The 15,013-nt window shown below is 70.5% G+C and carries 12 protein-coding genes; 8 read left to right on the top strand and 4 right to left on the bottom strand.

Annotation, left to right across the window (positions count from 1 at the left end):
* Positions 1–6 precede the first annotated feature (6 nt).
* A complete protein-coding gene (locus tag AW274_RS33875; RefSeq protein WP_083975284.1) occupies positions 7–981 on the bottom strand; it encodes an alpha-ketoacid dehydrogenase subunit beta in 975 nt (324 codons plus the stop codon).
* Entirely contained in the window at positions 978–2,060 is a 1,083-nt protein-coding gene (pdhA, locus tag AW274_RS33870) for a pyruvate dehydrogenase (acetyl-transferring) E1 component subunit alpha (protein WP_062441433.1), read from the bottom strand. Before pdhA ends, AW274_RS33875 begins: the two co-directional genes overlap by 4 nt.
* A 259-nt stretch (positions 2,061–2,319) precedes the next feature.
* Between pdhA and purS the strand changes: the two genes are divergently transcribed.
* The 7 genes from purS (at position 2,320) to AW274_RS33835 (ending at position 10,698) form a co-directional block, all read left to right on the top strand.
* Positions 2,320–2,565: a phosphoribosylformylglycinamidine synthase subunit PurS gene (gene purS, locus AW274_RS33865; protein ID WP_062337467.1), complete on the top strand. Its 246-nt coding sequence runs from the start codon at positions 2,320–2,322 to the stop codon at positions 2,563–2,565.
* A 223-nt stretch (positions 2,566–2,788) separates the two neighbouring features.
* A complete protein-coding gene (locus AW274_RS33860) occupies positions 2,789–3,187 on the top strand; it encodes an ATP-binding protein (protein WP_062441513.1) in 399 nt (132 codons plus the stop codon).
* Positions 3,188–3,291: 104 nt separating this feature from the next.
* Complete coding sequence (gene purQ, locus AW274_RS33855) at positions 3,292–3,966, top strand: phosphoribosylformylglycinamidine synthase subunit PurQ (RefSeq protein WP_062441428.1); 675 nt, start codon at positions 3,292–3,294, stop codon at positions 3,964–3,966.
* Between the two features lie 44 nt (positions 3,967–4,010).
* Positions 4,011–6,218, top strand: a complete 2,208-nt coding sequence (gene purL / locus AW274_RS33850) for a phosphoribosylformylglycinamidine synthase subunit PurL (protein WP_062441510.1) — start codon at positions 4,011–4,013, stop codon at positions 6,216–6,218.
* Between the two features lie 298 nt (positions 6,219–6,516).
* Positions 6,517–8,634 carry an adenylate/guanylate cyclase domain-containing protein gene (locus AW274_RS33845; RefSeq protein WP_232320603.1) on the top strand — a complete coding sequence of 706 codons (2,118 nt, stop codon included), beginning with the start codon at positions 6,517–6,519 and terminating at the stop codon, positions 8,632–8,634.
* A 16-nt stretch (positions 8,635–8,650) separates the two neighbouring features.
* Complete coding sequence (locus AW274_RS42410; protein ID WP_062337460.1) at positions 8,651–9,316, top strand: Crp/Fnr family transcriptional regulator; 666 nt, start codon at positions 8,651–8,653, stop codon at positions 9,314–9,316.
* Entirely contained in the window at positions 9,313–10,698 is a 1,386-nt protein-coding gene (locus AW274_RS33835) for an MFS transporter (protein WP_062441420.1), read from the top strand. Before AW274_RS42410 ends, AW274_RS33835 begins: the two co-directional genes overlap by 4 nt.
* Here AW274_RS33835 and AW274_RS33830 read toward each other — a convergent pair.
* A complete protein-coding gene (locus AW274_RS33830) occupies positions 10,637–11,320 on the bottom strand; it encodes a TetR/AcrR family transcriptional regulator (RefSeq protein WP_063813829.1) in 684 nt (227 codons plus the stop codon). The two genes, AW274_RS33835 and AW274_RS33830, sit on opposite strands and share 62 nt — an antisense overlap.
* Before the next feature lie 81 nt (positions 11,321–11,401).
* Here AW274_RS33830 and AW274_RS33825 point away from each other — a divergent pair, with 81 nt between their 5' ends.
* Positions 11,402–12,805, top strand: a complete 1,404-nt coding sequence (locus tag AW274_RS33825) for an MFS transporter (protein ID WP_062441416.1) — start codon at positions 11,402–11,404, stop codon at positions 12,803–12,805.
* Here AW274_RS33825 and AW274_RS33820 read toward each other — a convergent pair.
* Positions 12,802–14,901: a PhoX family protein gene (locus AW274_RS33820; RefSeq protein ID WP_062441411.1), complete on the bottom strand. Its 2,100-nt coding sequence runs from the start codon at positions 14,899–14,901 to the stop codon at positions 12,802–12,804. The two genes, AW274_RS33825 and AW274_RS33820, sit on opposite strands and share 4 nt — an antisense overlap.
* Between the last annotated feature and the right edge of the window lie 112 nt (positions 14,902–15,013).

The raw sequence follows: 15,013 nt of genomic DNA, 5'->3' as shown, positions 1-15,013 counted from the left end.
GCGCTCCTAGTAGCCGAAGACGCGGTCGACGGCTTCGAGGATGCGGTCGAGGTCGGGCAGGTAGTGGTCTTCCAGCCGCGACGGCGGATAGGGCGTGGAGAACCCGCCCACCCGCAGGACCGGCGCCTCGAGCCGGTAGAAGCACTGCTCGGTCACCCGCGCCGCGATCTCGCCGCCGAGGCCGCTGAAGATCGGCGCCTCGTGGACGACCACGCACCGGCCGGTGCGCTCGACGGCCTCGCGTACGACGGGCATGTCGAGCGGGTTGAGGGAGCGCAGGTCGACGACGCCGATCGAACGCCCGTCTTCTTCGGCCGCCGCGGCGGCCTCCAGGCAGGTCTTCACCATCGGGCCGTAGGCGACGAGGGTGACGTCGTCGCCCTCGCGGACCACCCGGGCCCGGTCGAGCGGCAGGCCGGGGGCGCCGAACTCGACGTCGGCCTTGTCCCAGTAGCGGCGCTTGGGCTCGAAGAACACCACGGGGTCGTCGCAGCGCACCGCGTCCTGGATCATGGTGTACGCGTCGACCGGGTTGGAGCAGGCCACCACGCGCAGGCCGGCCGTGTGGGTGAAGTAGGCCTCGGGGGACTCGCTGTGGTGCTCGACCGCGCCGATGCCGCCGCCGAACGGGATGCGTACGACCACCGGCAGTTTGATCTTGCCCAGGGAGCGCAGCGGCATCTTGGCGAGCTGGGTGATGATCTGGTCGGCGGCCGGGAAGACGAAGCCGTCGAACTGGATCTCGCAGACCGGGCGGTAACCGCGGAGCGCGAGGCCGATGGCGGTGCCGATGATGCCCGACTCGGCCAGGGGGGTGTCGATGACCCGGTCTTCGCCGAAGTCCTTCTGCAGGCCGTCGGTGACCCGGAACACGCCGCCGAGCTTGCCGACGTCCTCGCCCATGACGAGCACCTTCGAGTCGGCGTCCATCGCCGCGCGAAGCCCTTCGTTGAGGGCCTTCGCCAAGGTCAGAGTGGTCACTGGGCCCCCTCGAAGCCGGCCAGGTAGGTCGTGAACTGCTCGCGCTCCTCGGCGAGGAGGGCGTGGGGCTCGGCGTAGACGTGGTCGAACATCGCGCCGGGCTCGGGGTCGGGGAGGGCGAGGCAGCGGGCCCGCAGGTCCTTGCCGAGCTGGTCGGCCTCGGCGTCGATCTTGTCGAAGAACTCCTGGTCGGCCAGCTGGTTCTTGAACAGGTAGGCCTTCACGCGCTCGATCGGGTCTTTGAGCTTCCAGGCCTCCAGCTCGTCGGCGACCCGGTAGCGGGTGGGGTCGTCGGAGGTGGTGTGGGCGCCCATGCGGTAGGTGAACGCCTCGACCAGGGTCGGGCCGTTGCCCTCGCGCGCGTTGCGCAGCGCCGCCCGGGTGACCGCCAGGCAGGCGAAGACGTCGTTGCCGTCGACCCGGATGCCGGGGAAGCCGAACCCGCTGGCCCGCTTGTAGAGGGGGATCTTCGACTGCTTCTCCAGGGGCTCGGAGATGGCCCACTGGTTGTTCTGGCAGAAGAACACGACCGGCGCGTTGAAGACGGACGCCCAGATGAAGGCCTCGTTCACGTCACCCTGGGAGGTGGCGCCGTCGCCGAAGTAGACGATGGTGGCGGCCTCGGCGCCGTCGCGCTGGATGCCCATGGCGTAGCCGACCGAGTGGAGGGTCTGCGAGCCGATGACGATCGTGTAGAGGTGGAAGTTGTGCTCGTAGGGGTCCCACCCGCCGTGGTTGACGCCGCGGAACAGGCCGAGCAGGTGGAGCGGGTCGACCCCGCGGCACCAGGCGACGCCGTGTTCGCGGTAGGTGGGGAAGGCCATGTCGGCGTCGGTGAGCGCGCGGCCCGATCCGACCTGGGCCGCCTCCTGGCCGAGCAGCGAGGCCCACAACCCGAGTTCGCCCTGCCGCTGGAGGGCGACCGCTTCCAGGTCGACCCGGCGTACGAGGACGAGGTCGCGGTAGAGCGACCGGATCTCCTCGGCCGTGAGGTCGATGTCATAGTCGGGATGCTCGACCCGCTCACCTTCGGGTGTGAGGAGCTGGACGAGTTCCGGGGGTGCCGTAGGGGCAGTCATGTGCCACTCCTGCGTTCGGGGCCGTACACGAATGGGGTCTCCATCACGCTTTGGCCGGGTCTAGACGCTTTCGTCCCGATTGGTGGTGGAACGTCCGCGCATGCGGACATAGTGGCAGACATCACTGTCGGCCTCCACACCCTGCTCCACACCTTTCCGGTTCCCCTCCGACCTGCCGCCACACCATCCACAGCCTGTGGATAAGCTTGTCGCGCTCACTCATCCCCGAGCTCCGTCCCCAAAGCAGGAGGCACCCGAAGTGGCGCGCGTGATCGTCGATGTCATGCTCAAGCCGGAGATCCTCGACCCCCAGGGTCAGGCCATCGCCCGCGCGCTCCCCCGGTTGGGGTTCTCGGGCGTCGCCGACGTCCGGCAGGGCAAGCGATTCGAGGTCGAAGTCGACGGACCGGCCGACGACGCGGCGATCGCCGAGGTCAGGAAGATGGCCGAAACCCTCCTGGCCAACACGGTGATCGAGGACTTCGTCGTCCGCGTCGAGGGGTAAAACAGCACATTCCCGTCGGCCCGAACTACGCAAAGCGCCATAAGGGCCTCATCCGTCATCCGTAAACCGGTCTCCTGGTCAACCTAAATAACAAGAGCGTGATTTTGCGGTTAGCCCTCATCACACAGGGAAGCTCTGCTTAGGTACCTACGACGACCGGGGAGGGAACCCCGTGGACATCGAGTTCTCGCTCGCTTTGCCAAGGGATGCGGTCGGCATCCCGATGGTCCGTCGCGTGATCGGAGACGCCCTTCGTTCACTCGGCGTGACGGAGGACTGTGTGTCCGACATCCTCCTCGCCACCTCCGAGGCGTGCGCCAATGCGGTGCGGCACGGCGGGCCCTCGGCCCGCTACCAGGTCGAAGCGGCCATAGACGACGGCCGCTGCGAGCTCCGTGTGGTAGACGGCGGTCGCGGTCTCACCGCGATCCCGCAGCGCTACCCCTCCGGCGAGGTCGAGAACGGACGCGGCATCCTCATCATGCAGGCCGTGGTCGATGAGATCTCCTTCGACATCACTCCTGGCAGCGGCACCACCGTGCGCCTCTGCAAGGAACTCGACTGGGACCACGACGCCATCGCCCTGTCCATGGCCAGAGACCGCGAACTGGCCGCCGTCTGACCCGCGTGAACCCATCCCACGTGGTCCGATAACCTGAGGCGTACCGCCAGAGACCGCCGGACAAGAGCCGGTGGCTTCGCGTGCGCATTGGAGGATCTCGGACCATGCGGGTGGGAGTAGTCACCTTTCCCGGAACACTCGACGACCAGGACGCGGCGCGAGCGTTGCGGCTGGCCGGTGCCGAGGCCGTGCCCCTGTGGCACGCCGACCACGACCTCAAGGGGGTGGACGCGGTCTTCCTCCCCGGCGGGTTCTCCTACGGCGACTACCTCCGGTGCGGGGCCATCTCCCGGTTCGCGCCCCTGATGACCGAACTCGTGCCCGCCGCGAAGGCGGGGCTGCCGGTGCTGGGCACCTGCAACGGCTTCCAGATCCTCTGCGAGGCCCACCTGCTGCCCGGCGCCCTGGTCCGCAACGCGGGCCTCCACTACGTCTGCCGCGACCAGCGGATCAGGGTCGACAACGCCTCGACCGCCTGGACGACCGACTTCGCCGAAGGCCAGGAGATCACCCTCCCGGTCAAGCACGGCGAGGGCCGCTACGTCGCCGACGCCGAGACGCTGGCCGAGCTCGAATCGGCCGGCCGGGTGGTGTTCCGCTACGCGGGCTCCAACCCCAACGGCTCGCTCAACGACATCGCCGGCATCACCAACGAGGCCGGCAACGTCGTCGGCCTGATGCCCCACCCCGAGCACGCCGTCGAGGAGCTCACCGGCGCCCCCGGCGTCGACGGCCGCGGCTTCTTCTCCTCGATCGTCCGGAAGCTGGTGAACGCGTGAGCCTCGACACGGTCAAGCGGGCCGGGCAGACCCCCGACGAGCGCATGCCGTTCGCCGAGCTCGGCATGAAGCAGGACGAGTACGACCGCGTGGTGGCCATCCTCGGCCGCCGCCCGACCGGCTCCGAGCTGGCCATCTACTCGGTCATGTGGAGCGAGCACTGCTCCTACAAGTCGTCCAAGGTCCACCTGCGGCAGTTCGGCACCAAGGCCCCCAAGTCCGAGGCGCTGCTGGTCGGCATGGGTGAGAACGCGGGCGTCGTCGACATCGGCGACGGCTGGGCGGCCACCTTCAAGATCGAGTCGCACAACCACCCCTCCTACGTGGAGCCCCACCAGGGCGCGGCCACCGGGGTCGGCGGCATCGTCCGCGACATCATGTCGATGGGCGCCCGGCCGGTCGCGGTGATGGACTCGCTGCGGTTCGGCGGGCTCGACCAGGGCGACACCCGCCGGGTGCTGCCGGGCGTGGTCGAGGGCATCTCCCACTACGGCAACTGCCTGGGCCTGCCGAACATCGGCGGCGAGGTCGTCTTCGACCCCTGCTACATCGGCAACCCGCTGGTCAACGCGCTGTGCGTGGGCCTGCTGCGGAAAGACCAGATCAAGCTGGCCACCGCCCCCGGCCCCGGCAACAAGGTCATCCTGTTCGGCGCCCGGACCGGCGCCGACGGCATCGGCGGCGCCTCGGTGCTCGCCTCGGCGACCTTCGAAGACGAGTCGCAGGCCAAGCGGCCGGCCGTGCAGGTCGGCGACCCGTTCATGGAGAAGCTGCTGATCGAGTGCTGCCTGGAGCTCTACCAGGCCGACGTGGTCGTCGGCATCCAGGACCTCGGCGCGGCCGGGGTGTCCTGCGCGACCACCGAGCTCGCGGCCAAGGGCACCGGCGGCATGAACGTCGACCTCAACCTCGTCCCGCTGCGCGACCCCACGCTGCGGCCCGAGGAGATCCTGATGAGCGAGTCGCAGGAACGCATGATGGCCGTGGTCACGCCCGGCGACATCGCCGCGTTCCTGGCGATCTGCGAGAAGTGGGACGTCCCGGCGACCGTCATCGGCGAGGTGACCGACACCGGCCGCCTGGTCATGACCTGGGACGGCGAAGTGATCGTCGACATCCCGCCGGGCACCGCCGCCGACGACGGCCCCGTCTACGAGCGGCCCTTCCACGAGCCGCTCGGCCAGCACGACCTCAACCTCGACACCCCCGACTCGCTGGAGCGGCCGTCCGACCTGCGGACCACCCTGCTCCAGCTGATCGCGTCGGCGAACCTCTCGTCGCGTGAGTGGGTCACCTCGCAGTACGACCGCTACGTGCGCGGCAACACCGTGCTCGCCCAGCCGGCCGACGCCGGGCTGCTGCGGGTCAGCGAGGTCATGCCGGGCGCCGAGGAGACCACCCGGGGCATCGCCCTGGCGACCGACGGCAACGGGCGCTACGCCAAGCTCGACCCCTACGCGGGCGCGCAGCTGGCGCTGTCGGAGGCCTACCGGAACGTGGCCGTGACCGGGGCGACCCCGCTCGCGGTGACCAACTGCCTCAACTTCGGCTCGCCAGAAGACCCCGAGGTCATGTGGCAGTTCGCCGAGGCCGTGCGCGGCCTGGCCGACGCGTGCAAGACCCTGGGCGTGCCGGTGACCGGCGGCAACGTGTCGTTCTACAACCAGACCGGCTCGGCGGCGATCAACCCGACCCCCGTCGTGGGCGTGCTCGGCGTGATCGACGACGTCGCGCAGCGGGTCAGGTCGGGCTTCCCGGCCGCCGGGCTGCGCGTGGTGCTGCTGGGCGCGACCTACGACGAGTTCGGCGGGTCGGAGTGGGCCCACATCGCCCACGACCACCTGGGCGGGCTGCCGCCCCGGGTGAACCTCGAAGCCGAGCGCGACCTGGCGACCGTGCTGACCGAGGCGGCCAAGCAGGGCCTGCTCGAAGGATCCCACGACCTGTCCGACGGCGGTCTGGGCATCGCGCTCGCGGAGGCCTGCCTGGCCCAGGGGGTCGGCGCGACCGTCTCCCTGCCGGGCGGCGACGCGTTCGTCGACCTGTTCTCCGAGTCGGCGGCGCGGGCGCTGGTCTGCCTCAAGCCGGAGAACTTCGAGGCGCTGACCGACCTGTGCGCCCGCCTCGACGTGCCCTGCTACGGCCTGGGCGAGACCGGCGGCGACAGCCTGGTCGTCGAGGGCGTTTTGGAGGCCACGGTCACCGAACTGCGCATGTCCCACGAGGCCACCCTTCCGGGCGTCTTCGGGTAGATCCCCTGGTCGTACATGAAAAAGAGCCCCTCCGGCGCCGATCCGGAGGGGCTCTGTCATGTGTACGAGCATCGAGGCCCCCACGACCTCAACGCCTGTGACATCAGGTGACAGAGAGATAGACGAGCAACGTGTGCCGTTGGATGTCAGCGGAATATCACGTCTTCGCATCGGTGAACGCGTATTAATCCCTGGTATGGCCTCTTCGCGTTGGCCGCGCTCCCAGGCAGCGGAATAATCAGCACCGTTCGGGAGGAACCCGCACTTCAAGCCCAAGGCTGACCTCCGGAGGATCTCCGTGGCCTCGAACGACCAAGACCCCTTCCTGCCGCCGGCGACGCAGCCGGTGCGAGGGGTCGTCTGGTTCATTCACATGATCGTGCCGATGCTGGGCCTGTGGCTGCTGCTGGCCCACCCGGTGGACGAGGACCCGCACACGGTCGACCTCGACCACGTCTGGCAGCACAACCCGAGCCACTTCTGGCTGGTCCTGATCGTCGCGGGGATCAACCTGGTGCTCGGGGTGCTGATCAGCCAGGCGTCGGCGCGGCGGAGGGACGCCCGGCTCCTCCTGGTCTCGCTGGTGTTCCTGAGCAGCGCCGGGTTCTTCACCCTCCACGCGCTGACCACCCCGGCCGTCATCCTCCCGGGCGCGACCGTCGGCTTCGACCTGGCCCACCCGGTCGGTCTGATGATCGCCTCGGTGTTCGCCTTCCTCTCGGGCCTGCCGCTGAACGACCGGCAGGGCGAGACGGTGCTGAAACTCCAGCTCCCGCTGCGTCTCGCGGTGGGCCTGCTGCTGGTCGTGTGGGGCGTCGCGTCGCTGGTGCCGGGCCTGACCCCGCTGACCGACAAGCTGCCGCCCGGTGGCATCGGCCTCGGGTTCTGGGGCCTGATCGGGGTCTTCCTCTACCTCGCCGCCGCCGCCATGATGTTCCGCCTGCACCGCAAGCGGCCGGCCGCCGTGCTGATCTCCCTGATCACCGCCTACGCGCTGCTGGCCGAAGTGATGATCGCCGGGATCGAGCACCGGAACTGGGCGCTGTCGTGGTGGCTCTGGCACGTGCTGCTGACGCTGGCGTTCTTCTTCGTGGCCTACTCGGCGTACATCCAGTTCCGGCGCGAGGGCTCCAGCAGCGGCCTGTTCGACGCGGTCACCCTGTCGGCGACCGCGCGGCGTATCCAGGCCCAGTACGAAGAGGCCCTGGAGGAGCTGGTCTCCCACCTGCGCCGCCGGACCGAGTCGGGGGTGCCGGTCGCGACGCGGCTGGCCGGGCGGTTCAAGCTGACCGAGGGCCAGGCGGCGGTGCTCGACCGGGCCGGCGCGGCGCTGGCGAACGAGCGGGAGTTGTCCGAGCGGCTGGGCGCGCTCGTCGAGGTCGGCGGCCGGGCCCGGGTGGGGCTGCCCGAGTCGGAGCTGCTGACGGAGTCGCTCCGCCGGGTGCGGGAGGCGTACGGGGACGTGCGGGTGAGCGTCATGAACGACGGCGCGCTGACCCCGCTCGGCCCTCGGGGCGCGCCGACCCTGACCACCCAGGAGATGGCCACCCTGACCGGCGGGTCGCCGATCGAGATGTCCGGCTCGGTGGTCCACCCGCTGACCGTGAAGGGCCACCTGGCGGGCGCGCTGGCCGTGCCGGTCGGCCAGACCTCCCAGGACGCCGCCCTGGCCGCCACCCTGGCCACCCAGCTCTCCATCAGCCTGGAGAACGCCCGGCTGTACGCCGAGCTGGAGACCCTCTTCCGCGCCTACATGTCCCCCGACGTCGCCAAGAGCCTGCTCGCCGACCCCAACAAGGCCGCGCTCGGCGGTTCGCTGACCGAGGTCACCGCGCTCTTCGCCGACCTGCGCGGGTTCACGACGTTCTCCGAGAAGGTCGCGCCCGGCGAGATCGTCGACATGCTGAACCGGTTCCACACGGCGGCGGTGCCGTGCATCCTCGGCAACGGCGGCACGATCGTGCAGTTCGTCGGCGACGCCCTGCTGGCCCTGTTCAACGCCCCCGCGCCGCAGGCCGACCACGCGCGGCGGGCCGCGCAGGCGGGCCTGGAGATGCAGCGGGCGGCGGCCCGGGTGTCGGCCGAGGTGCTGCGCGAGCAGCAGGCCGGACTGCTGTCGGAGGTCGAGTGGCCCAAGTTCCGGGTCGGCGTCAACACCGGGCAGGCGCTGGTCGGCAACATCGGCAGCCCCGAGTTCCGCGGCTTCAACGCGATGGGCGACGCGGTCAACGTCGCCGCCCGGCTCCAGGCGCTGGCCGAGCCCGGGTCGGTGGTGATCGGCCAGTCGACCTACGACCTGCTCGGCCGGGCCGACGTGGTCTCGCTGGGCGACCTGTCGCTCAAGGGCAAGGACAACACGGTGCACGCCTACGTCCTGCGGAGCGTGGAGATCGATTTTACGAACGACCATGATTGACCCAAAACTGGACGACATGAAATCACCGGAGCCAGGAGAGTTCCTGGCCCTCCTCACCGCCGAGGAGATCGCCGACCTCCGGGCCGCCGGGCGTCCCCGGCAATGGGAGCGCGGCGAGACCGTCATGACCGAGGGCGACACCAACGACTGGGTGATCGTGCTGACCTCGGGGCGGGTGAAGGTGTCGTCCCACACGGCGGGCGGCACCGAGGTCGTCCTCGCGGTACGCGGGCCCGGCGCCCTGCTGGGCGACATGTCGGCCGTCGACGGGGGTCCACGCTCGGGCACCGTCACCGCGCTGGAGCCCATCGAGGCCATCGTGGTGCGCGACTTCGCGGCGTTCCTGCGCGAGCACGGCCGCATCGCCGTCCTGCTGCTCCAGCTCATCACCGGCCGGCTGCGCGACGCCGACCGCAAGCGGGTCGAATACGGCGCGTTCGACACCACCGGCCGGGTCGCCACCCGCCTGGTCGAGCTGGCCGAACGCTACGGCGAGCAGACCCCGGGCGGCGTGAGGGTGATGCTGCCGCTCTCGCAGGACGAACTGGCCGGCTGGACCGGCGCGTCGCGCGAGGCCGTCAGCAAGGCTCTCAGGAGCCTGCGCGACCGGGGCCTGATCGAGACCGGCCGCCGCCGCGTGATCATCTACGACCTGGACGGGCTGCGCAAGAGAGCCCGGTGAGGTACGCCTGGCGGGTCTGCCTGGTCACCAGCCTGGGGCTGATCCTCATCGGCATGTCGGGCAGCACGCTGAACGTCGCGCTGCCCGTCGTCGTCCGGCACTTCCACGCCTCGCCGTCCGCGTCGAACTGGATCCTGCTGTCGTTCATGCTGGTGAACACGGCGACGCTGGTGTTCTTCGGGCGGGTGGCCGACCTGCTCGGGCGGCGCGGGGTCTACCTGGCCGGGTTCGCCATCTTCACCACCGCCTCGGCGCTGGCGGGGCTGGCCCCCGACGTCGGCGTGCTGATCGCGATGCGGGCGCTGCAGGCGATCGGGGCCGCGATGATCCTGGCCAACGGCACGGTCATCATCACCGACGCCTTCCCGCCCGACCGGCTCGGCCAGGGCATGGGCGTCTACATCGGCACCCTGTCGATCGCGCAGCTGGCCGGGCCGACGGTGGGCGGGCTGATCGCCGACACGCTCGGCTGGCGGTGGATCTTCTGGGTGAACGTGCCGGCCGGGCTGCTGGCGCTGCTCGCCGGGCTGCTCATCCTGCGGCCGGGCACCCGGGGACGGCGGGCGCCGATCGACGCCGCCGGGAACCTGGTGATCTTCGCGCTGCTGTCGGCCGCGCTCTACGCGGTGACCGAGGGCTCCCTGGGCGCCCTCGCGGTGGCGGCGGCGCTGGCGCCGGTCCTGTTCGCGGTGGAGCGCCGGGCGCCCGACCCGATCCTGAACGGCGCCCTGTTCGGGGCGCCGCTGCTGGTGTTCTCCAACCTGGCCGCGTTCTGCGCGGCGCTGGCCCGCTCGTCGCTGATCCTGCTGGCGGGGCTCTACTTCCAGGCCGCACGCGGCGTCGACGCGCTCCAGGCCGGGCTGGCGATCCTGCCGGTGCCGGCCGGGATGGCGCTCGCCTCGCCGCTCGCCGGGGTGCTGGCGCGGCGGCTGGGGGCCTACGCGGTGTCGGTGGGCGGGGCGGTGCTCGCGGCGGGCGGGCTGGCGGTGCTGGCGCTGTCGACCGAGGCGTCCTATCCGGTGATCGCGGCCGGGCTGTTCCTGGCCGGGTGCGGGAACGGGACCTTCCTGACGGGCAACACCACCCAGATCATGAACGTGCTCCCGGCGGGCAGCCTCGGGGTGGTAAACGGCTTCCGGCTGACGATCCAGAACGTCGGCACCTCGCTCAGCGTGGCGACCACGCTGACCCTGCTCACCGGGGCGGTCACGCCGGAGATCCGGGCGCAGGTCTACCAGGCGACGCTCGCGCGGCTGTCGCCGTCGGCGGTGGAGCAGCTGATGGGGGGCTTCCGGCTGACGTACGCGACGTTGTTCTGCGTCAGTCTCGCGGGGGCCCTGTGCGCCGCGCTCGCGCGGCCATCGTCTCGACCCCGGCCATGAGCAGGTCGACGCCGTAGGCGTAGTAGGCGGCCACGTCGGTCTCGTCCTCCCACGTCTTGGCGAACTCCATGAGCAGCGGGAAGCGCTCGGCCGACAGGTTCTCCAGTTCCAGCCGCTTGCGCCGCCGCCATTCGCGCGCCTCGGCGGGGCTGAGCGGCGTCGGGCACACCGGCGCGCCGCCGACCAGGCCGATCACGCCCGCCAGCAGGTAGGACGAGACCAGGAAGCCCTCCTGCACGCTGAACCCGCCCCGGCGCAGCAGGTCGAGGGCCATGTTGGTGGCGACGTTGAAGCTGTCAACGCGGTGCTTGTCGATGGTGTGGAGCAGGGTCGTCAGCGCCGGGTGGCGGTCGAGCAGCGCGACCAGGCGCTCGACGACCCCCCTGACCTGCACGTGCCACTCGGGCTCGTCGGTGACGTCGGCGAGGATCTGCGCCAGCAGATGGTCGGTCACGCCCGCGAGCAGTTCGTCCTTGTTCTTGAAGTGCCAGTAGAGGGCCATCGGCGTGACGCCGAGCTCCTGGGCCAGCCGCCGCACGGTGACGGTCTCGAGCCCCTCGGCGTCGATCAGGTCGACGGCCCGTTCGACGACTGATTCCCGGCTCAGCTTCTCAGGTGCCACTTGACAACTATACGACGTACAAGCTGAGCTATGCACTGTACATGTACGTCGTACAAGTACTCCGTATAGGGGGCCTGGGAAATGCGTTCAAGATGGTGGGTGCTCGCGGCCGTGTCGCTGGCGACCTTCATGACCTATCTCGACAACAACGTGGTCAACGTCGCCCTGCCGACGATCGAGCAGGACCTGGGGCTGACGCTCGCCGGGCTCGAATGGATCGTGAGCGGCTACATCCTGGCCTTCGCCGGGCTGCTGCTCGCCGGTGGACGGCTGGCCGACGTCTTCGGCCTGCGGGTCATGTTCTTCATCGGCCTGGCCGTGTTCACCGCCTCCTCGGTGGCGGCCGGGCTGGCCGGCTCGCAGGAGGCGCTGATCGCCGCGCGGGTCGTGCAGGGCGTCGGCGCCGCCCTGGTGACGCCCACGTCGCTGGCGCTGATCAGGGCCACGTTCGTCGACGCGCGCGAACGCGCCACGGCCGTGGGCGTCTGGGGCGCGGTCTCCGCGCTGGCGCTGGCCGTCGGGCCGCTGACCGGCGGCCTGCTGAGCGAGAACATCAGCTGGGGCTGGATCTTCCTGATCAACCTGCCCATCGGCGTCGCCGTGGCCGTGATCGCCGCGGTCGCCCTGCCCGCGAGCACCCGCATGCGAGGGGTGCGCATCGACGTGCCCGGCGTGCTCACCTCGTCGCTCGCGCTGTTCGCGCTGACCTTCGCGCTCATCGAGGGCGAGGGCGAGGGCTGGACCTCCGGGCTCATCCTGGGCTCGTTCGCACTGGCCGCCGTCGCGTTCGCGGCGTTCCTGGTGATCGAGTCGCGCAGCCGCCAGCCGATGATCGACCTGCGGCTGTTCCGCTCGCGGGTGTTCAGCGGCGGCCTGCTGTCGATGGGCCTGTGGGCCTTCGGCGTGTTCGGGATCTACTTCTTCACCGCGATCTACCTGCAGAGCGCGCTCGGCTTCAGCCCGACCGAGGCCGGGGCCGGTTTCGTGCCGATGGCGCTGCTCATGGCGGCCGTGGCGGTCTTCTCGCCCCAGTTGGCCCGGCGCATCGGCACCGGCCCGTCGGTGGCCGCCGGGCTGGCCCTGATGGTCGTCGCGATGGCGGGCCTGTCGGGCACCGGCGCCGGCTCGGGCTACCTCGACCTGCTGCCCTGGTTCCTGATCTTCGGCGCGGGCGGCGGCATGCTGGTGCCGCTGACCGACGTCATCATCGGCGCGATCCCCGCCGACCGGGCCGGGATCGCCTCCGGGACCCTCAACGTCTCCCGCGAGGTCTTCGGGCTGCTCGGGATCACCATCCTGGGCGCGATCCTGAACGCCCGCCAGACCGCCCCGACGATGGCCGCGTTCCTGGACGCCTACCAGTTCACGCTGCTCATCGCCGCGGCCATCGTGCTGGTCGGGGTCCCGGTCGCCCTCTACTCGCTCCGCAGGGAGCCGGCCGTCGAGACGGCCGCCGAGGACGAGCGGGACCCCGCGCTGGTCTAGCTGCCGATCTTCCTGCCCTGCTTGTGCCAGGCCACCACGACCGACGGACGGGGCTGCGAGGTCCCGCCGTCGGGGAAGTGGGAGATCGGGGCGGCCGGCGAGGCGCCGGTGCCCTCACCGGGGTGCTGCACGGCGACGAAGACCGACTTCTGGTCCTCCGACACCATCGGGCCGCAGCACTCGGCGCCCTTGGGCATGGTCAGGAACTGCCGCACGTGGCCCTTGTCCTTGCCGCGGACCGGCACCGCGAACAGGCCGTCGTGGGTCCCGAGGGCGTTGCCGTCGGTGGAGATCCACAGGTTGCCGTCGCCGTCGAACGCCACGTTGTCGGGGCAGGAGATCGGCGAGACCTTGGTCTTGTCGAAGCCGCCGAAGTAGGTGCCCGGGTCGGCGGGGTCGCCGCAGACCAGCGGGAGGTTCCACGCGAAGGAGGTCGCGGCGGCGTCGTCGCGGTTCTCGGCGATCTCCAGGATGTGGCCGTGCTTGTTGTTGAAGCGCGGGTTGGCCTCGTCGACGACCTGGCTGGGCAGCGTGCGCGCGGTGTTGTTGGTCAGGGCGACGAAGACGGTGCCGGTGACCGGGTTGCGCTCCATGTCCTCGGGACGGTCCATCTTGGTCGCGCCGACCTTGTCGGCCGCCAGGCGGGTGAAGACCAGGACCTGCTCGTAGGTCATCCCGGCGACGTAGGACTTGGTGCCGCTGACCAGCGGGATCCACGTGCCGACGCCGTCGAACGCCCGGTCCTTGGGCAGCTTGCCGGTGCCGTCGATCTCGGCGGCCGGGCTGTCGCCGGTGAACTTGGCGACGTAGAGGGTGCCGTTGTCGAGCAGCGTGCGGTTGTGCCGGTCGTTGCCCGGGATGTACCGGTCGCGCGAGACGAATTTGTAGATGTACTCGAACCGCGAGTCGTCGCCCATGTACGCGACCAGGCGCCCGTCGCGGCTGACCGTCGTGGTGGCCGCCTCGTGGGCCATGCGGCCGAGGGCGGTGCGCTTGATCGGGGTGCCGGTCGGGTCGGTCGGGTCGATCTCGACGATCCAGCCGAAGCGGTTGGCCTCGTTGGGGTGCTTGCCGAGGTCGAAGCGCTCGTCGACGCGGTCCCAGCGGCGGCCGCCGAGAGCGGCGGGGAAGGCGTACCGGGTCAGGGCGGCCTGGGCCTCCGCGGGCGCCTTGGCGGCGTTCACGAAGTACTGGTTGAAGTTCTCCTCGGCGGTCAGCACGGTGCCCCACGGAGTGGTGCCGCCGGCGCAGTTGTTCAGCATGCCCTTGACGACGCGGCCGCTGGGGTCGGCGGCGGTCTTCAGGAACGCGGAACCGGCGGCCGGGCCGCTGAACCTCATCTCGGTGTGGGCCGTGATGCGCCGGTTGTAGCGGCGCGGGCCGGCGGTGACGAGCTCCCAGCGGCCGGTGCCGCCGCTGCGCCTGATCTCGACGACCGAACCGCCGTGGGCGTTCATCGCGATGGCGATCTGATCGGCGGTGGCGTTGTCGCCGTTGGTGTAGCCGCGGAACATCAGCTCTTCGTTGGTGTACTCGTGGTTCACCCACAGGAGCGCGCGGTCGCGGCCCATCGGGAACATCGTCACGAAGTCGCAGTTGTAGCCGAACTGCTTGGCCTGCGCCTCGGGCGTCTGGGCCTCGAAGTCGAAGGCCGGCGCGCCCGGGACCACCGGGTCGCCCCAGCGCACCACCACGGCCGCCTGGTAGCCGTTGGGCACCGTGACCTGGTCGTTGGTGTTCGGAGCGACCGGCGTGAAGGTCAGGCCGCCCTTGTAGGGGTGGGAGCCCCCGCTGTTCCAGTTGCCGCCCTTGTTCCACCAGTCGAGGGTGAACTTGTCGTCGGCGGCGGCGGGCGTCGCGGCGGCCGCGCCGACGGCCCCCGCCGACAGCACCAGCGCGCCCAGCGCACCGGCGCGCAGCGCGCCGCGGCGGGACATCTCGGCGACGACGTCGCCGAAGTAGGTGTTCTCACTCGTGTTGGGGACCTCGTGGAAACAGGCGTCGCCACAGCGGTACTTGCACGTCATGGCGCTGCGGCCGCCCGGGTGGGCCGGCGTCAGCAGCGGCAGCGATCGACGCGGTGACGGGTTCGTCACAGCTCCTCCAAAGGGATCGGGGGGAACGGCCCAGACGGCGCGGGTCCCCGCCCGGACCGTATTGTCGGCGGCCGAAGCTGTGGTGAACGTCACTCGCCGGACCGGTGAACGA

The sequence above is a fragment of the Herbidospora daliensis genome (assembly GCF_001570585.1).
Classification (GTDB): domain Bacteria; phylum Actinomycetota; class Actinomycetes; order Streptosporangiales; family Streptosporangiaceae; genus Herbidospora; species Herbidospora daliensis.
The sequence above is the reverse complement of the archived record's forward strand: the minus strand, read 5'-3'. Positions and strand labels throughout refer to the sequence as shown.

Coding starts and splice junctions, on each gene's coding strand:
- purQ (WP_062441428.1), top strand. CDS start 3,292: ATGCGGGTGGGAGTAGTCACCTTTCCCGGAACACTCGACGACCAGGAC.
- AW274_RS33825 (WP_062441416.1), top strand. CDS start 11,402: ATGCGTTCAAGATGGTGGGTGCTCGCGGCCGTGTCGCTGGCGACCTTC.
- AW274_RS42410 (WP_062337460.1), top strand. CDS start 8,651: ATGAAATCACCGGAGCCAGGAGAGTTCCTGGCCCTCCTCACCGCCGAG.
- AW274_RS33860 (WP_062441513.1), top strand. CDS start 2,789: ATGGTCCGTCGCGTGATCGGAGACGCCCTTCGTTCACTCGGCGTGACG.
- pdhA (WP_062441433.1), bottom strand. CDS start 2,060: ATGACTGCCCCTACGGCACCCCCGGAACTCGTCCAGCTCCTCACACCC.
- purL (WP_062441510.1), top strand. CDS start 4,011: ATGCCGTTCGCCGAGCTCGGCATGAAGCAGGACGAGTACGACCGCGTG.